At 61.8% G+C, this 14,076-nt stretch carries 14 protein-coding genes and 1 pseudogene; 8 read left to right on the top strand and 7 right to left on the bottom strand.

What is annotated here, in order from left to right; all coding sequences use genetic code 11:
* Window positions 1-65 precede the first annotated feature (65 nt).
* Complete coding sequence (locus CWE01_RS26730) at window positions 66-848, top strand: alpha/beta fold hydrolase (protein ID WP_100943556.1); 783 nt, start codon at window positions 66-68, stop codon at window positions 846-848.
* 102 nt (window positions 849-950) lie between these two features.
* Window positions 951-1,256, top strand: coding sequence for a putative quinol monooxygenase (locus CWE01_RS26725; RefSeq protein ID WP_157815281.1), 306 nt, complete (start codon window positions 951-953; stop codon window positions 1,254-1,256).
* Window positions 1,257-1,270: 14 nt separating this feature from the next.
* On the opposite strand, the gene CWE01_RS26720 is transcribed toward CWE01_RS26725, so the two are convergent.
* The 5 genes and pseudogenes from CWE01_RS26720 to CWE01_RS26700 form a co-directional block, all read right to left on the bottom strand.
* A complete protein-coding gene (locus tag CWE01_RS26720) occupies window positions 1,271-2,863 on the bottom strand; it encodes a DHA2 family efflux MFS transporter permease subunit (protein WP_100943554.1) in 1,593 nt (530 codons plus the stop codon).
* Between the two features lie 80 nt (window positions 2,864-2,943).
* Window positions 2,944-3,693 (bottom strand): annotated as a pseudogene (locus tag CWE01_RS26715) (HlyD family secretion protein); the annotation flags it as partial.
* Between the two features lie 7 nt (window positions 3,694-3,700).
* Window positions 3,701-4,234 carry a helix-turn-helix domain-containing protein gene (locus tag CWE01_RS26710; protein ID WP_100943552.1) on the bottom strand — a complete coding sequence of 178 codons (534 nt, stop codon included), beginning with the start codon at window positions 4,232-4,234 and terminating at the stop codon, window positions 3,701-3,703.
* Window positions 4,235-4,519: 285 nt separating this feature from the next.
* Complete coding sequence (locus CWE01_RS26705; protein ID WP_100943551.1) at window positions 4,520-4,801, bottom strand: DUF2790 domain-containing protein; 282 nt, start codon at window positions 4,799-4,801, stop codon at window positions 4,520-4,522.
* Between the two features lie 140 nt (window positions 4,802-4,941).
* Window positions 4,942-5,835, bottom strand: a complete 894-nt coding sequence (locus tag CWE01_RS26700) for a LysR family transcriptional regulator (RefSeq protein ID WP_100943550.1) — start codon at window positions 5,833-5,835, stop codon at window positions 4,942-4,944.
* Window positions 5,836-6,030: 195 nt separating this feature from the next.
* Between CWE01_RS26700 and CWE01_RS26695 the strand changes: the two genes are divergently transcribed.
* Together CWE01_RS26695 and CWE01_RS26690 are read left to right on the top strand one after the other, a co-directional pair.
* Window positions 6,031-7,062 (top strand): NAD(P)-dependent alcohol dehydrogenase, encoded by a 1,032-nt coding sequence (locus tag CWE01_RS26695; protein WP_100943549.1) that lies wholly within the window; start codon window positions 6,031-6,033, stop codon window positions 7,060-7,062.
* Window positions 7,059-8,246, top strand: coding sequence for an MFS transporter (locus CWE01_RS26690; protein WP_100943548.1), 1,188 nt, complete (start codon window positions 7,059-7,061; stop codon window positions 8,244-8,246). Before CWE01_RS26695 ends, CWE01_RS26690 begins: the two co-directional genes overlap by 4 nt.
* Window positions 8,247-8,262: 16 nt before the next feature.
* On the opposite strand, the gene CWE01_RS26685 is transcribed toward CWE01_RS26690, so the two are convergent.
* Window positions 8,263-9,156: a LysR family transcriptional regulator gene (locus CWE01_RS26685; protein ID WP_100943547.1), complete on the bottom strand. Its 894-nt coding sequence runs from the start codon at window positions 9,154-9,156 to the stop codon at window positions 8,263-8,265.
* Between the two features lie 113 nt (window positions 9,157-9,269).
* Here CWE01_RS26685 and CWE01_RS26680 point away from each other — a divergent pair, with 113 nt between their 5' ends.
* Genes CWE01_RS26680 through CWE01_RS26670 form a run of 3 tightly spaced genes read left to right on the top strand, consistent with a single transcriptional unit; the run spans window position 9,270 to window position 12,429 of the window.
* Complete coding sequence (locus CWE01_RS26680) at window positions 9,270-10,673, top strand: amidohydrolase family protein (RefSeq protein WP_100943546.1); 1,404 nt, start codon at window positions 9,270-9,272, stop codon at window positions 10,671-10,673.
* A gap of 14 nt (window positions 10,674-10,687) precedes the next feature.
* Window positions 10,688-11,158, top strand: coding sequence for a DMT family transporter (locus CWE01_RS26675; protein WP_100943586.1), 471 nt, complete (start codon window positions 10,688-10,690; stop codon window positions 11,156-11,158).
* Window positions 11,155-12,429, top strand: coding sequence for an OprD family porin (locus tag CWE01_RS26670; protein WP_100943545.1), 1,275 nt, complete (start codon window positions 11,155-11,157; stop codon window positions 12,427-12,429). Before CWE01_RS26675 ends, CWE01_RS26670 begins: the two co-directional genes overlap by 4 nt.
* Before the next feature lie 129 nt (window positions 12,430-12,558).
* On the opposite strand, the gene CWE01_RS26665 is transcribed toward CWE01_RS26670, so the two are convergent.
* On the bottom strand, window positions 12,559-12,906 hold the full coding sequence (locus CWE01_RS26665) for a bacteriocin (RefSeq protein ID WP_100943544.1): 348 nt from the start codon (window positions 12,904-12,906) through the stop codon (window positions 12,559-12,561).
* Between the two features lie 652 nt (window positions 12,907-13,558).
* Here CWE01_RS26665 and fae point away from each other — a divergent pair.
* Complete coding sequence (fae, locus tag CWE01_RS26660; protein ID WP_100943543.1) at window positions 13,559-14,071, top strand: formaldehyde-activating enzyme; 513 nt, start codon at window positions 13,559-13,561, stop codon at window positions 14,069-14,071.
* Window positions 14,072-14,076 lie beyond the last annotated feature (5 nt).

Here is a 14,076-nt window from a genome sequence, read left to right as displayed (position 1 = left end):
GGGATTATCGCTTTATTTGCGCTGATCTACGATCGCCTCCAGACATTCAGTCTCTGGAGATCGACATGAAAGTAGTTTCCAACGGTGTTCAACTTGAAGTCAGCGACCGTGGCGCCAGCTCGCCAGCCCTGGTGTTCCTGCACTACTGGGGCGGTTCGTCACGCACTTGGGACGATGTGCGCGCGGCGCTGCCGAGTGATTACCGCAGCGTTGCCCATGACCATCGCGGCTGGGGCGACTCCCAGGCACCGGCCAGCGGCTATGCCCTGGCTGATTTTGTCGAAGATACCCTGGCGGTGATTGCTGCGTTGAACCTGAGCCGCTACGTGCTGATCGGCCATTCGATGGGGGGCAAGATCGCGCAGCTGTTCGCCTCGCGGCGCCCGGTCGGTCTGGTCGGGCTGGTGCTGGTGGCGCCTTCGCCGCCGGGACCGCTGCGGCTCCCGGTAGAGGTGCAAGCCGCGATGGAGAAGGCTTATGAGTCACGTGAGTCGGTGGCGATGGCCCTCGAACATATGCTGACCGCCAAACCCTTGAGCCCGAAGCATCTCGAGCAGGTGATCGAGGACAGTCTGCGTGGCGCACCGCAAGCCAAGGCCGCCTGGCCTTGTGAGACCAGCAAAGAGGACATCACTGCTGACGTGACGGGTATCGAGGTGCCGACCCTGGTGATTGCCGGTGAGCTGGACCGGGTCGATCCGGTCGAGGTATTGCGAGCAGAAGTCCTCTCGCGAATTCCCCAGGCCACTCTGTGTGAACTGGCGGGTACCGGGCATCTGTCGCCGCTGGAGTCGGCGGATGAGGTTGCCGGGGCTATCCAGCGCTTTGTCGAAGGACTTGGCCGGTGATGCGGATGCTCCGCGAAAGTGGCCGGGTTTGCGGCCTTTATGTCGTATCGATAGCCGGTCCCGGTTTGGCACTATCGGTCCACCTTCTTCAGGAAAATGCTCATGACTAGCGCCGTCACCGTCACATTGCTGATGAACATAAAACCTGAGTTCATGGAGGCGTTCATCGAGGGCCTGCCTGAGCTGACCCGTGGCACGTCTTCGGCGGCTGGCGCCTTGTCCGTGCGGGTACTGCGTCAGCATCAGGACAGCCAGGCGATCTTCTTCGTCGAACAATGGGAGAACGAAGCCGCGTTCCACGCTTATATCGCCTGGCGCGAGGCACGCGGCGATATGGCGCACCTGGGGCAACTGCTGTCTGCTCCTCCTCAGATCAATCTGTGGTCTTCCTTGAGCGAGAGCCCGTAACGGCCGGTGTATCCTCAATGTGCGTCGGGCGACGCTGCCGCCGCAGGCGGTGGTTTCACTTTATGCATCAGTGGAACCAGGGCCGTGGCGATGATGAAACAGACCATGATCACCAGGAAGGTATCGGCATAACTCTGGGTCTGCGCCTCACGATAGGCCAGTTGCCAGAGTTGCTGCAGGCTGGCGGTGGTGCCTTCGCTGCCGCTCTGGCCGAGGGCCGCGAAGTTGCTGCCGACCGTGGCCATCCACTGGTTCAACGCTTCGTTGGTGCTGTTCAGATGCTCGGCCAGCCGGTTGAAATGCAGGTTGGTCCGATCATTGAGAATCGTCGCGCAAGCCGCGATACCAATGGCGCCGCCGAGGTTGCGCATCAGGTTGAACAGGCCCGAAGCCTGTTTCAGTCGCGACGGTGCCAGGGCGCCGAGGGTCAGGGTCACGGTGGGTGGCACGGCGAATTGCTGGGCCATGCCCCGCAGTGCCTGGGGTAACATCAGCTCCTTGCCGCCCCAGTCATGGGTCAGCGGCGAGAAGTCCCACATCGACACGGCAAACAGGCCCAACCCGACCATCATCAGCCAGCGCAGGTCGACCCGGTTGGCAAAAAATGCGTACAGCGGAATCGCCGCCAGCTGGAACAGGCCGGTGGAGAACACTGCCAGGCCGATGTCCAGAGCGCTGTAGCCACGCACCCGGCCGAGAAACAGTGGGGTCAGGTAAATGGTCGCGAACAGCCCGATACCGGTGACGAAGGAGAAGAAGCAACCCAGGGCGAAATTGCGTTCCTTGAGGGCGCGCAGGTCAACCACCGGATTGGCCACCATCAGGCTGCGGCTGACAAAGGCCAGTCCCGCCAGGCCGGAAATCCATGCCGTCGCGAGGATGGTGCTGTCACTGAACCAGTTCCAGCGCGGGCCTTCTTCCAGGGTGTATTCCAGGCAGCCGAGAAACACTGCCATCAGCAGCATGCTCAGGTAGTCGGCGCCCTTGATCAGGCGCAGATCGGGTTCGTCGATCCGCACCAGCATCGGCACCACCACGGCGACGAACACGCCGGGCACCAGGTTGATGTAGAACAACCAGTGCCAGGAAGAAATATCGGTGATCCAGCCGCCGATCACAGGGCCCAGGGTCGGTGCCAGGGAGGCGATGGCGCCGATGGTCGAGGCGGCGATAACGCGCTGCTTGCCGCTGAAGAACATGAACGCCGAGGTAAACACCAGGGGGATCATCGAGCCGCCGAGGAAGCCCTGCAAGGCGCGAAACGCGATCATGCTCTGGATGTTCCAGGCCGCGCCGCAGAGCAGGCTGGCCAGGGTGAACCCCACCGCCGAGGCACAGAACAGCCAGCGCGTGGAAAACACCCGCGACAACCAGCCCGACAGTGGTATCACGATGATTTCGGCGATCAGGTAGCTGGTCTGCACCCAGGCGGTTTCATCGGTGCCGGCCGACAGTCCGCCGCCGATATCGCGCAACGAAGCGGAGACGATCTGGATATCCAGCAGGGCGATAAACATGCCCACGCAGAGGGTGGCGAAGGCGAACACCTTGACCGAGGTGCTCATCGACGCCGCGTCGAAAGGCTTGGCCGGGGCGCGAGTACTCATGGCGTGCTGACCAGCTGGCGAGCGGTTTCTTCGTCAGCGGGGCGAATAACAACGCCATTGGCCGTGTGCAGGGTATCCACCTCGGCGGTGACCGAGAGCCCTGGGCGCAGTTGTCCGAGCACGCCGTCCACCGGCGCTCGCAGTTCGGTGTAGGAAAGGTTCAGGCGGGCCATGTCGCGTTCGGCGACCGCTTGCATCAGCGCGGCCTTGGCTTGCAGCTTCTGGGTTTCGATCACGTCCACCTGGCGCTGGTTGGCCAACAATGTGGCTTGCGCCTTGGCGCCATTGGCCTGGGCGGTCTTGAAGGTGGCGTCGACCCGTTGGGCGCTTTCCACCGACACCGCCGAGCGGCCTACCAGACTTTCATAACGGGCATGGTCGTTACGCGAACGCACCGTTTCCGCATTGGCCGCATCGATACCGGCCCGGGCCTGGCTGATCACCGCGTGTTGCAACTGCTCGGTGGCGTCGAGGTTGGCCAACTGCGCCTGTTGGGCCGCCACCGCGCCTTCGGCCTTTTGCAGGGCGGCGACGTAGTCGCGGTCATCGATCTTCACCAGCAGGTCGCCAGCGTGGACGAACTGGTTGTCGGTGACTTTGAGCTCGGCGATATAACCCGGCACTTTCGGCCCGATCACCGTCACGTCGGCGCCGATATAGGCGTCGTCGGTGCTTTCGATAAAGCGCCCGACCGTCCACCAGTGCAGGCCGTAGAAACCGGCGAAGACCACTGCGCCAGTGACCACCGTCAGCAGCAGGAGGCGCTTGAGCAGCACCGGTTTTTTCTGAACGGCCAGTTCAGGGGCAGCGGCCGAGGACAGGTTGGTCATGACGGAGTTACCGGTTGGCAGGGAGGGGGTGAGCGATGTCAGGGGTTTGCAGCGCCGCCAGTTGGCGGCGTTTTTCAAAGCGTCGACGCATGGGCTCGTCGGCAGCCGGGCCGGCCACGACCTTGTGGCGCCGACTGATGGCCTGCCCGGAGCGACTGTCGATCAGGGCCAGTTCGACGAGTTCGCCGCTGGCGTCGTCGACCAGTTGAGTCGCAGGACCTTCGGGTGAGAGGTGCTTGTTACCCCAGTCCATCAAGGTCAGCAGCACCGGTCTGAAGTCCCGGCCACGATCGGTCAACAGGTAGTCGAAGCGCGGCGGGGCATCGTTGTAGGCCTGGCGTTCGAGCAAGCCGCTTTCCACCAGGTCATTGAGACGACGGGTGAGGATACTGGGGGCGATCCCTAGGCTTTCCTGGAACTGATCGAAACGGCTGAGACCGTAGAAGGCATCCCGCAGGATCAGGATGTTCCACCACTGGCCGACCTGTTCAAGGCTGCGTGCCACGGGACAGTGCAGGTGAGCCAGGCTTGTCCTTTTCATGGTTGGGGCCTCGGAGCGTATTAATGATTACGTACGTCATATTATGTTCGTAATATAGACAGGCGACTTTCAATTTGCAAGTCACTCCTTGCAAGTATTTTCAGGCGAGGGGGGAGGTGGGCAGAGGGAAGGTTCGGGCTGGATGGGGGGCACACGGGGGCATGGGATCTTGAGAGCAGTACCGAACCGTGTGGGAGCCGGCTTGCCGGCGATGAGGCCCGCAAACCCTGCGTCGACTATCCGGCCGTCATCGCCAGCAAGCCGGTTCCCAAAAGGGGAGGGTGATCAGCCGTGCTGGCAGGCGTTGCCCAGGCGGATAAAGTTCATTTCGTGGCGCACGCCCTGGCCGTCGACGTAGATCACGTGCCCCTGTACCGGACCACAATCGGACGCGGCGGCGCTGTCGGCGCGCACGGCCTTGGCCATGTCGAGGTCTTCGGAATAGTCATAGGGTTCGGCGTTGGCGCTGGCGGTTGCACCCTGGCCTTGGGGAGCAGCGGTCGCATCGCCTTGGGCGGTGGCAACCAGGCTGAACAGCGATAGCAGGACAAACAGAAGGTATTTCATGGCGGTCTCCGGAAAGACATCCCCCTCACCTGACGGTAGTGAGGCAGTGGCGCCATTTTACGAACGGCATCGCCTGCAATAGAACGGATCCTTGCCAATAGCGGATATCAGCGTGATCGATACTGGGCAGGCGCCGGAAACTACGGGCGTTGTTCGGGAAACAGATGGGCCTTCAGGAAGTCGATGAACACCCGCAGCTTCAGCGACGGGTATTTGCCGGAAGGCCACATCAGCCGGTAGACGCCGGACTCGGAACAGTCCTCAAGGACCTTGACCAGCTTCCCGCGCTCCAGCCATTCGCGGATGGCGAAGTCCGGCAGGTAGGCGATGCCGATCCCCTGCACGGCGAACACGATGCGCGCTTCCAGATTGTTGCAGACCATCGAGGTGGGCAGTTGCAGATCGATGTCCTGGGCTTCGCGGGTCAATGGCCAGACCTGCAACTTGCCGGTGTTGGGGAAGCGAAATTGAATACAGCTGTGCCGTATCAGGTCGATGGGCGACTGGGGTACACCGTATTTTTCGAAATAGTCCGGCGAGCCCACCAGGATCATTTGATACGTGCCGATATGGCGGGAGGTCAGGCTGGAGTCGGGGACTTCGCCGCTGCGAATCACCGCGTCGTAGCCTTCTTCGATGACATCGACCCGGCGATCGTCGAAGGTCAGGTCCAGGTCGATGGCCGGATAGGCTTTCTTGAACTGGGCCAGGACCGGCAGAAAGGGCTCGTCGACCAGCGGCAGGCTGATCTTCAGGCGTCCGCTGGGGGCCGTCGTGGTCTGCGAGAACTCGGCCTCGGCGGCTTCGATTTCGGCCAGGATGCGCAGGCTGCGTTCGAGGAAACGCGAGCCTTCCTCGGTCAGGGTGACGCTGCGCGTGCTGCGGTTGAACAGGCGCACGCCGAAGCGTTCCTCCAGCCGCACGATGCTCTTGCCGATGGCCGAGGCGGATACCCCCAGCAGGCGGCCGGTGGCGACAAAACTACGGGTCTGCGCCACGGATACGAAGACATTCAAGCTGCTCAAGCTATCCATTTTTCACTCTCGACCATCGACCTTGAATCCTGCTTTTTTGCTCTGTCGCACAGACCTGATTGCGGGGCGGCCGGCTAGCTATCCTAACCTTATTGCGGAATAAAACCTCCGCAGATAGCGGATCTTGTACCCACTTAATCGAAGTCTTGAGGGCTCTTATGATCACCATATCGCTCATCAACCGAGATCACTGTCATGTCCGAAGTCATGAACCGCTGGGAAATTTCCTCGTTCGGCCTGGATAACCTGGAGCTGGCTGCTATGCCGCGTCCTGTCCCGAAAGCCGGGGAAATCCTGGTCAAAATCGAAGCAGTGTCGCTCAACTACCGTGATACCCAAGTGGTCGAGAATGGCATGACGGCGGCCCTGGCCTTTCCGTTCACCCCGGCCTCCGATATGGCCGGGACCGTTGTCGCGGTGGGAGAGGGCGTCACTCGTTTCAGTGTAGGCGAGCGTGTCATCTCCACCTACATTACCAACTGGATCGATGGTAATCCAAAGACCTGGGCCGAAATGCCGACCCAGGGCGGGCCGATTCAAGGGATGCTCGCGCAGTACGTCACGACGCCGGCCGAGTGGTGTGTCCGCGCGCCGAAAAACCTGACCCCGGTGGAGGCCAGCACGCTGCCCATCGCCGCTTTGACCGCCTGGATGGCGCTGATCGAGTTGGGGCACTTGCATGCCGGGCAGACCGTGGTGGTCCAGGGCACCGGCGGTGTTTCGTTGTTCGCCGTGCAGTTGGCAGCTGCCAGTGGCGCGAAGGTGATTGTCACCAGCAGCAGTGACGCGAAGATCACCGAGGCGCTCAAGCTCGGTGCCAGCCATGGCATCAATCGCACCACCACGCCTGAATGGCAAACGGCAGTGCTGGAGCTGACCGACGGTCGCGGCGCCGATCATGTACTGGAAATGGCCGGTGGCGACAACCTGGGGCGCTCCCTGCAAGCGGTGGTCCCCGGTGGCCGGGTTTCCATTATCGGCCTGCTGGAGTCCGATGAGTTACGCACTCCGATCATGCCGCTGCTGGGCAGCCGCGCGTCGATTGTTGCGGTGGCGGTAGGGCCGCGTCGTGCGCTGGAAGATCTGGTACGGATGATCGATCACCACGGGATCAAGCCGGTGATCGATGCCACCTACGCCTTCGCGCAAGTCCCCGAGGCGTTCGCGCACCTGAACCGTGGCGCGTTCGGCAAGGTCGTGATCGACTTTGCGCTGGCATCGAAATGACTCGTTCGATCAAACCCATGAGCGTCATGCCCTTTATCATGCTCGGGCTGTTCGGCCTCTATACCCTGGAACTGGGCGTGGTCGGCATCCTGCCGCTGATCGTCGAACGCTTCGGCGTGACGGTGGCCCAGGCCGGCCTGCTGATGAGCCTGTTCGCGTTTATCGTGGCGGCTTGCGGCCCGTTCCTGGTGCTGGTGTTTTCCCGCTTCGAGCGCAAGAAGGTGCTGGTCGGGGCGCTCTTGTGCTTTTCCCTGTGCAGTGTCTTGTCGGCCTATGCGCCGAACTACTCGACGCTGATGGCCCTGCGCATCGTGCCGGCGATGCTGCATCCGGTGTTCTTTTCGGCGGCGTTCGCAGCGGCTATTTCGCTCTATCCCAGGGCGCGCGCCGCCCATGCGAGCACCGTGGCCTTTATCGGCACGACCCTCGGCCTGGTGTTCGGCATCCCGATTACCGCCTGGGTGGCCGGACGTTTTTCCTATGAGACTTCGATCCTGTTCTGCGCCGTGGCCACCTTCCTGGCGGGACTGGGCTTGTGGCTGCGGTTGCCGCGCCAGGTCGCCGCGCCGGAAAGTTTCGCCAGTCAGCTGTCGATCCTGCGCAAACCGCCAGTGTGGTTGGCGATCATCGGTACGCTGCTGGTGTTCACCACCAAGTTCGCGGTCTACAGCTATGCCGCCGAGTACCTGAAAAGCCAGACCGGCCTTGGGGGAGAGACCATCAGCCTGCTGCTGGTGGTCTTCGGCGTCGGTGGGGTGCTGGGGAATATGCTGGCGGGCAGGGCGCTGGCCCGTCACCTGGTCAGGACTGTGCTGCTGTTTCCGATCCTGCTGAGCCTGGCCTACGGGATGCTCTACTGCTTCGGCAGCGCTTCGCTTTGGTCGATGCTGCCGATCGTGTTCGTCTGGGGGGCGATTCATACCAGTGGCATGGTCATCACCCAGATGTGGTTGACCAGTGCCGCCCCTGAAGCCCATTCGTTCGCCACCAGCCTGTATGTGTCGGCGGCCAATGCGGGGATTGCCATCGGCGCCTGGGTCGGTGGCCTGTTCATCAATGCCTATGGCCTGCCGGGTACGATCGCCTGTGGCTTGCTGTTCGCGGCGTTGTCCTTGCTGGTGATCGTGGTGAAGTCGCTGCTCTACCGGACGCCTTCCGAAACGCAGGTGCTGCAAACCGCCTGATCCGTTCCGCTCGGGTTCAGTGCTGCTGGCGCAAGGCGGCGATGAATACCTGCAGCGCCGAAGACATCTGCCGGTTGCTCGGGTAGTACAGGTAGAAGCTGGGGAAGGGCGTCGACCATTCCTCCAGCAGCGGCACCAGCGCGCCGCTGTCCAGTTCGGTCTTGAGCCACTCGCGAATCCACACGGTGATACCCAGGCCATCGACCGCCGATTGCAGCGCCACGGCACAATCGCTCACCACCAGGGAGCCCTTGACGCTGAGTTCGAACGGCGTGCCGTTGTTGAAAAAACGCCACTTGTACAGCCCGGACTCACCGGCGCGGCGCCAGTTCACACAACTGTGTTGCAGCAATTCCACCGGCGTCTGGGGGCGGCCGCGGAGCTGCAAGTATTTGGGCGAGGCCACGGCAATCTGGGTCAGCGGCTCGCTGAGCCTGAGGGCGACCATGTCCTGCTCGATGAATTCCCCCAGGCGGATGGCCGCATCATGGCCTTGGGCGACGATGTCGGTGGTGCTGTCGTCGGTGGTCAGTTCGAGCTGGATGTCCGGGTAGGCGGCCTGGAAGGCCGGCAGGATCGGCTGGATAAAGTGCAGCATCGCCACTTGCGGAGCACTGATACGCAGCGTGCCGATGGGGGTGTCGCGGTATTCGTTGAGCGCCTCCAGTGCTGACTCCAGGTCGGCGAAAACGCTGCGCAGACGTTCGAACAGGCGGGCACCGGCTTCCGTGGTCGACACGCTGCGGGTCGTCCGGTTCAGCAAGCGCACCCCCAGGCGTTCTTCCAGGCCCTTGATGGTCTGGCTCAGGGCGGATGCCGAGACGCCGAGCGACTGGGCCGCACGGGAAAAATTGCGCGCCTGGGCCACCGCGAAAAAGGCCTTGAGGTTGGCGAATTCCTGATCGCGCATTATATATGCGCTCCTTCATAATGCTTGAAGAAAGTTCCGTATTCTAAATAAAAGGTGCGGGTCGGACAATGCGCTCAATCGGCGATCCTGCCCGTGCCACCGAAGGAACTGTCATGTCATTCCCCGCTCATTTTGACCTGCTGAACTCAGCCCTCGCGCCTTTGCCCGATCAACATCGCCTTCTGCTACTCAAGGGCGGAATGGTCGTCACCCTGGATGATCAACTGGGTAACTTCGTCGAGGGTGACGTTTTGATCCGTGGCACCGAGATCGTCGAAGTCGGCGTCAACCTCAGCGCCGAGGGGGCCGATATCATTGACGCCAAGGGCATGATCGTCATTCCCGGGATGGTCGACACCCATCGCCATGCCTGGGAAGGCCAGTTGCGGCGCATCAACCCGGACTCTCCGTCCCTGGAAGACTATTGCAACGCCACGCACTTTTCCTTCGCCAAGTACTACCGGCCCCAGGACATGTACGTGGGCAACATGCTGACCGCCCTGGGCTGCATCAATGCCGGCATCACCACCATCATCGACAACTCTCACAATGCCCGTAGTGGCGCGCACTCCGATGCAGCCATCGAAGCCCTGCAGGACGCTGGCATCCGCGCGGTGCATGCGCCGGGTGCGCCATTGTCCGGCGAATGGGACTCGGCCCAGTGGCCCGGTGACCTGCGTCGCTTGAAGGGCAAGTATGCAAGCGGTGACGACTCGCTGGTGACCCTGGCAATGATGTCGCAGATCGACCGCGAGCAATGGGCGGTGGCCCGCGAGCTGGGCCTGAATATCGTTACCGAGTTCTTCGGTGCCGGTATGGCCAGTGAACTTGAAGCGCTGCACGAAGAGGGCCTGCTGGGTCCGGACAATATCTTCAACCACTGCACCTGCCTGCCGGACCACGGCTGGTCGATCCTGCGCAACGCCGGGGTGAAGGTCAATGTCTGCCCGCGTTCCGACGCGCACTACGGTCTTGAGGACGGGGTGTTCGCCTGGCAGAAGGCTGTCGACCACGGGATGAACCCGGGCCTGAGCGTCGATAACGAAAGCTCCTACGGCGGCGACATGTTCGGTGAAATGCGCGTGGCTTTCTATCTGCAACGCGCCGCGGCTCATAGCGCACGTTTTCACGGCAAGTCTTCCGTGCCCGATCTGGTGAGTACCCGGCAATTGCTCAAGGCCGCGACTCTCGACGGTGCGGCGTGCGCCGGACTCGACTCGCGCATCGGCAGTCTTACACCGGGCAAGCAGGCGGACATCGTGATGATCCGCACCGACAACCTCAGCCTCTATCCGTCCAACAATGCGCTGGGCACGGTGGTCCATGCCGCGGAGCGCGGCGATATCGACACCGTGATCATCGCCGGGCGGATTCGCAAGCAGGCTGGTGTGGTGCTGGGGGTGGATCGCCCGCAACTGGAACTGGCAACCGAAGAGTCCCGTGAGTACCTGTTCGCGGCCGCCGGTTACACCCCGGATCCTTTTGCGGAAGATTTTTCTCCCCTGCATTCCCACTGATGGAGGTGGCCGTCATGTTCCTGATGTCCTTTGCGCTGGCCTTCCTGGCCGGCATCGCGATAGCGCTGCAAGCGGCGGTCAACAGCCAACTGGCTGGGGCCATGACAGGCAATACCCTGGCGGCCGCTTTCTATTCCTTCTTCACCGGCATGCTGGTGCTGGGTGTCCTTGCTTTCTTTCGCGGTGGCTTGGGCGATTCCCTCAATGTGATTCCGAGCCAGCCGGGCTGGCGATTGGTGGGCGGGGTGCTCGGTGCCGGGGCGATTTTCTGCACGGTCTGGCTGGCGCCGCGCATCGGTTTGGCGAACCTGCTGGTCCTGGTGATCGCCGGCCAGTTGCTGTCCTCGGTGGCGATTGACCATTTCGGCTGGCTCGGCAGTGCGGTGCGGCCTGCCGCGACCTTGAAAATCGTCGGTGCCAGCGTGGTTTTGCTTGGGGTTGCCCTGACGCTCTTCGGTGACCGTCTGAAGGAGTTGCTGCCGTGAGCGTCTTCATCCATGCCGCAAGCGCCAAGGGCCTGCCGGTCCTGGCTGGCGCGGTGGCCCTGACGGGGTTCAGTGCCTGGGCTCGCGCGGATTTCTTCGGCGACTCCCATGCCTCTTTCGAAACGCGCAATGTGTATTTCAATCGCGACTTCCGTGATGGTCCTTCCAGTTTGCAATCCAGGCGCGACGAATGGGCGCAAGGCCTGATGCTGAAGCTGGAGTCGGGCTACACCCCGGGAGTGGTGGGTTTCGGTGTGGACGCGTTGGGTATGCTGGGCATCCGCCTGGACTCCAGTCCCGAGCGGGCGGGGAGTGGCCTGCTGCCGGTCCGCTCTGATGGGCGTGCTGCGGCGCAGTACGGCAAGCTGGGGCTGACGGCCAAGCTGAAAGTTTCCGCGACCGAGCTGAAGGCCGGGGCGCTGATCCCTTCGTTGCCTACGCTACGGCCCAACGATGGCATGATTCTGCCGCAGTCGTTCGAGGGCTTGATGCTGACTTCCCGGGAGTTTCCTGATCTGGTGGTGACCGCGGCCCAATTGGACAAAGTGAAGGGGCGCAATGATACGAGTTATGAAGACATCGCCCTGAACAACAAGAACAACCGGTTTACCCGTAACGCCCCGGGCGGCCGACTGCACCTTGCCGGTTTTGACCGCAAGCTGGGTGATGATCTCAAGTTCAGCTATCACTACGCCGGGTTGAGCGATGTCTACCGGCAGCATTTTCTCGGGTTGATTGCCAGCCGACCCCTGGCGTCCGGTACGTTGAGCGCCGATCTGCGGTTTTTTGCGAGTGAGGACCAAGGCGCTGCCCGAGGTGGAAAAATCGACAACCAGGCGCTCAATGGCATGTTCGGCTACGGACAGGGTGGGCACAAGGTCAGCCTGGGTTACCAGCGTATGTCGGGGGCCAGCGCCTTTCCCTACATAGAAGGCAGTGACGCGTACCTGGTGAACTTTGCCCAGATCGGCGATTTTGCCGAGGCGAAGGAGCGCTCCTGGCAAGCGCGTTACGATTACGATTTCGAGTCGATGGGCATTCCCGGATTGACCTTCATGAGCCGCTATATTTCTGGCGACCATGCCCAAATGCCGGGTGTTTCAGGCAGGGGTCAGGAGTGGGAGCGCAACACCGAGGTGCGTTATATGATCCAGAGTGGGGCGTTCAAGAACCTGGCATTGCGGTTGCGCAATGCGACGTACCGTTCGTCGTTCAGCCGGGACGCCGACGAGACCCGGATATTGCTCACTTATACCAAGGCCTTGTGGTAAGCGACGTTCCTGAAAACACCGCAAACCCCTGTAGGAGCCGACTTGCTGGCGATGCGATCTGATGGTCGACATCGCTGTCGTCTGAAAGAACGCCGTCGCCAGCAAGCCTGCTCCTACAATGACCGTATGTTACTTGCCGCCCAGGGCGCCACCGGCCGCGCCGCCGAGGCCGGCGCCGATGGCTCCTCCGGTCTTGCCGCCCAACTGGTTGCCCAGCAGCGAACCACCGGCTGCGCCGAGGCCACCGCCAATGGCGGCTTTGGTTTTCTTGCCTTTCTTGGCCGCTACCGCACCACCGGCCGCGCCGCCCAGACCTGCGCCGAGTGCTGCGCCGGTGCTGCCGCCCATCTTCTGGCCCAATACGTTGCCCAGGGCGCCGCCCAGACCACCGCCGACCGCGGCCTGTGTGCCGCCTGCCGCCATGGCGCCTTGGGCAAACAGGGCGCTGAGGGCCAGGACGGTAAGTGCTTTACGCATGTTGCAAACCTCGAAAGAAAATGGAACGGCAATTGTCGCCGTCCCCGGTTGGCGAAGCAAATACTCTTGTGGGTGATATCAACGCATTCGACGGACTCTTTCGGGACTAAAAAGCCAGTGTTTGTGCCCCATTCTGGTTCACCCCAAACCATGAAAAACATGTGGTTATTGAAGGGGTTATGTCAATAGGAATCTAAAAAACATCTTGTTACAGATTGTCGCAGTGGGTTAATATCGCGTCGCGTTCACCTACCACGGTTTATGCATTTTTAAGCCCCAAGCGTCCATCAGCCGCTTGGGCTTTTTTTTGCCCGGAGTTTTTCTGGCGACGTCGGCAAGTCTTATTGAACCTTGGTGGGGGCTCTGGCGCCATTTTGTTGAGACAGTCTCTTTGTTTTCGAGGCCATGACTAAACCTCATGCCCCCATGACTTTTAATGGTTACAGCCCCCGCCAACCCCAGTGATAAAAAAGCGCAAACACCAGCTCACTCATAAAAACAAAGAGCGTTTGCACCATGACCCAGCCCCACTGCCGCGTCCTCGCCAGCTTCCTGCTGCGCTCTGCGTTTCCTGACTTTGACCGTTCGTGCCCCAGGGCCCGTGCGCGTTTCTGATCACCCTCAATTCCCTGCGTCCGCGAGATAAAACCCCATGAAAGAACAAGACCTGTACATCGGCGAAGGTTTCGAAGGCCCCGGCGTGAACGCCGCCCATATCAATATCCTCATCGGCCCGCGCAACGGTCCGGCCGGCCAGGCCTTCGCCAACAGCCTGGCATCGCCGAGCCAGGGGCATTGCCCATTTATGGTGATCGCCCAGCCGAATATCCCGGTCAAGCCGATGACCCTCTACGTCAACAAGGCCGCCATCGGCAGCGACTTCCACGGCAATGCCACCTGGGGCGCGTCCCAGGCCGGGATCGCCAAGGCCGTGCTCGAAGCCCTGCTCGACGGCACCCTGCCGGCCGAAGCCGAGGACGAGTGGGCCATCGTCACCGCCAACTGGGTCAACCCTTCCTGCGATGACCTCGATGCCGTCTACCTGAACAACTACAACGCCTGCCGCACCGCGATCCGCGCCGCCCTGACCGGCCTGCCGGTACGTGCCCAGCTCGCCGATGTGGTCAACCACATCGCCAACCCTTTCTACACCCCGAAAGCCTGAGGTCC

The organism is Pseudomonas sp. QS1027 (assembly GCF_002814235.1).
Taxonomy (GTDB): Bacteria; Pseudomonadota; Gammaproteobacteria; order Pseudomonadales; family Pseudomonadaceae; genus Aquipseudomonas.
The sequence above is the reverse complement of the archived record's forward strand: the minus strand, read 5'-3'. Positions and strand labels throughout refer to the sequence as shown.

What these genes read in the sequence shown, in the direction of transcription:
- CWE01_RS26730 (WP_100943556.1), top strand. Translation starts at nt 66, where the DNA reads ATGAAAGTAGTTTCCAACGGTGTTCAACTTGAAGTCAGCGACCGTGGC.
- CWE01_RS26725 (WP_157815281.1), top strand. Translation starts at nt 951, where the DNA reads ATGACTAGCGCCGTCACCGTCACATTGCTGATGAACATAAAACCTGAG.
- CWE01_RS26720 (WP_100943554.1), bottom strand. Translation starts at nt 2,863, where the DNA reads ATGAGTACTCGCGCCCCGGCCAAGCCTTTCGACGCGGCGTCGATGAGC.
- CWE01_RS26710 (WP_100943552.1), bottom strand. Translation starts at nt 4,234, where the DNA reads ATGAAAAGGACAAGCCTGGCTCACCTGCACTGTCCCGTGGCACGCAGC.
- CWE01_RS26705 (WP_100943551.1), bottom strand. Translation starts at nt 4,801, where the DNA reads ATGAAATACCTTCTGTTTGTCCTGCTATCGCTGTTCAGCCTGGTTGCC.
- CWE01_RS26700 (WP_100943550.1), bottom strand. Translation starts at nt 5,835, where the DNA reads ATGGATAGCTTGAGCAGCTTGAATGTCTTCGTATCCGTGGCGCAGACC.
- CWE01_RS26695 (WP_100943549.1), top strand. Translation starts at nt 6,031, where the DNA reads ATGTCCGAAGTCATGAACCGCTGGGAAATTTCCTCGTTCGGCCTGGAT.
- CWE01_RS26690 (WP_100943548.1), top strand. Translation starts at nt 7,059, where the DNA reads ATGACTCGTTCGATCAAACCCATGAGCGTCATGCCCTTTATCATGCTC.
- CWE01_RS26685 (WP_100943547.1), bottom strand. Translation starts at nt 9,156, where the DNA reads ATGCGCGATCAGGAATTCGCCAACCTCAAGGCCTTTTTCGCGGTGGCC.
- CWE01_RS26680 (WP_100943546.1), top strand. Translation starts at nt 9,270, where the DNA reads ATGTCATTCCCCGCTCATTTTGACCTGCTGAACTCAGCCCTCGCGCCT.
- CWE01_RS26675 (WP_100943586.1), top strand. Translation starts at nt 10,688, where the DNA reads ATGTTCCTGATGTCCTTTGCGCTGGCCTTCCTGGCCGGCATCGCGATA.
- CWE01_RS26665 (WP_100943544.1), bottom strand. Translation starts at nt 12,906, where the DNA reads ATGCGTAAAGCACTTACCGTCCTGGCCCTCAGCGCCCTGTTTGCCCAA.
- fae (WP_100943543.1), top strand. Translation starts at nt 13,559, where the DNA reads ATGAAAGAACAAGACCTGTACATCGGCGAAGGTTTCGAAGGCCCCGGC.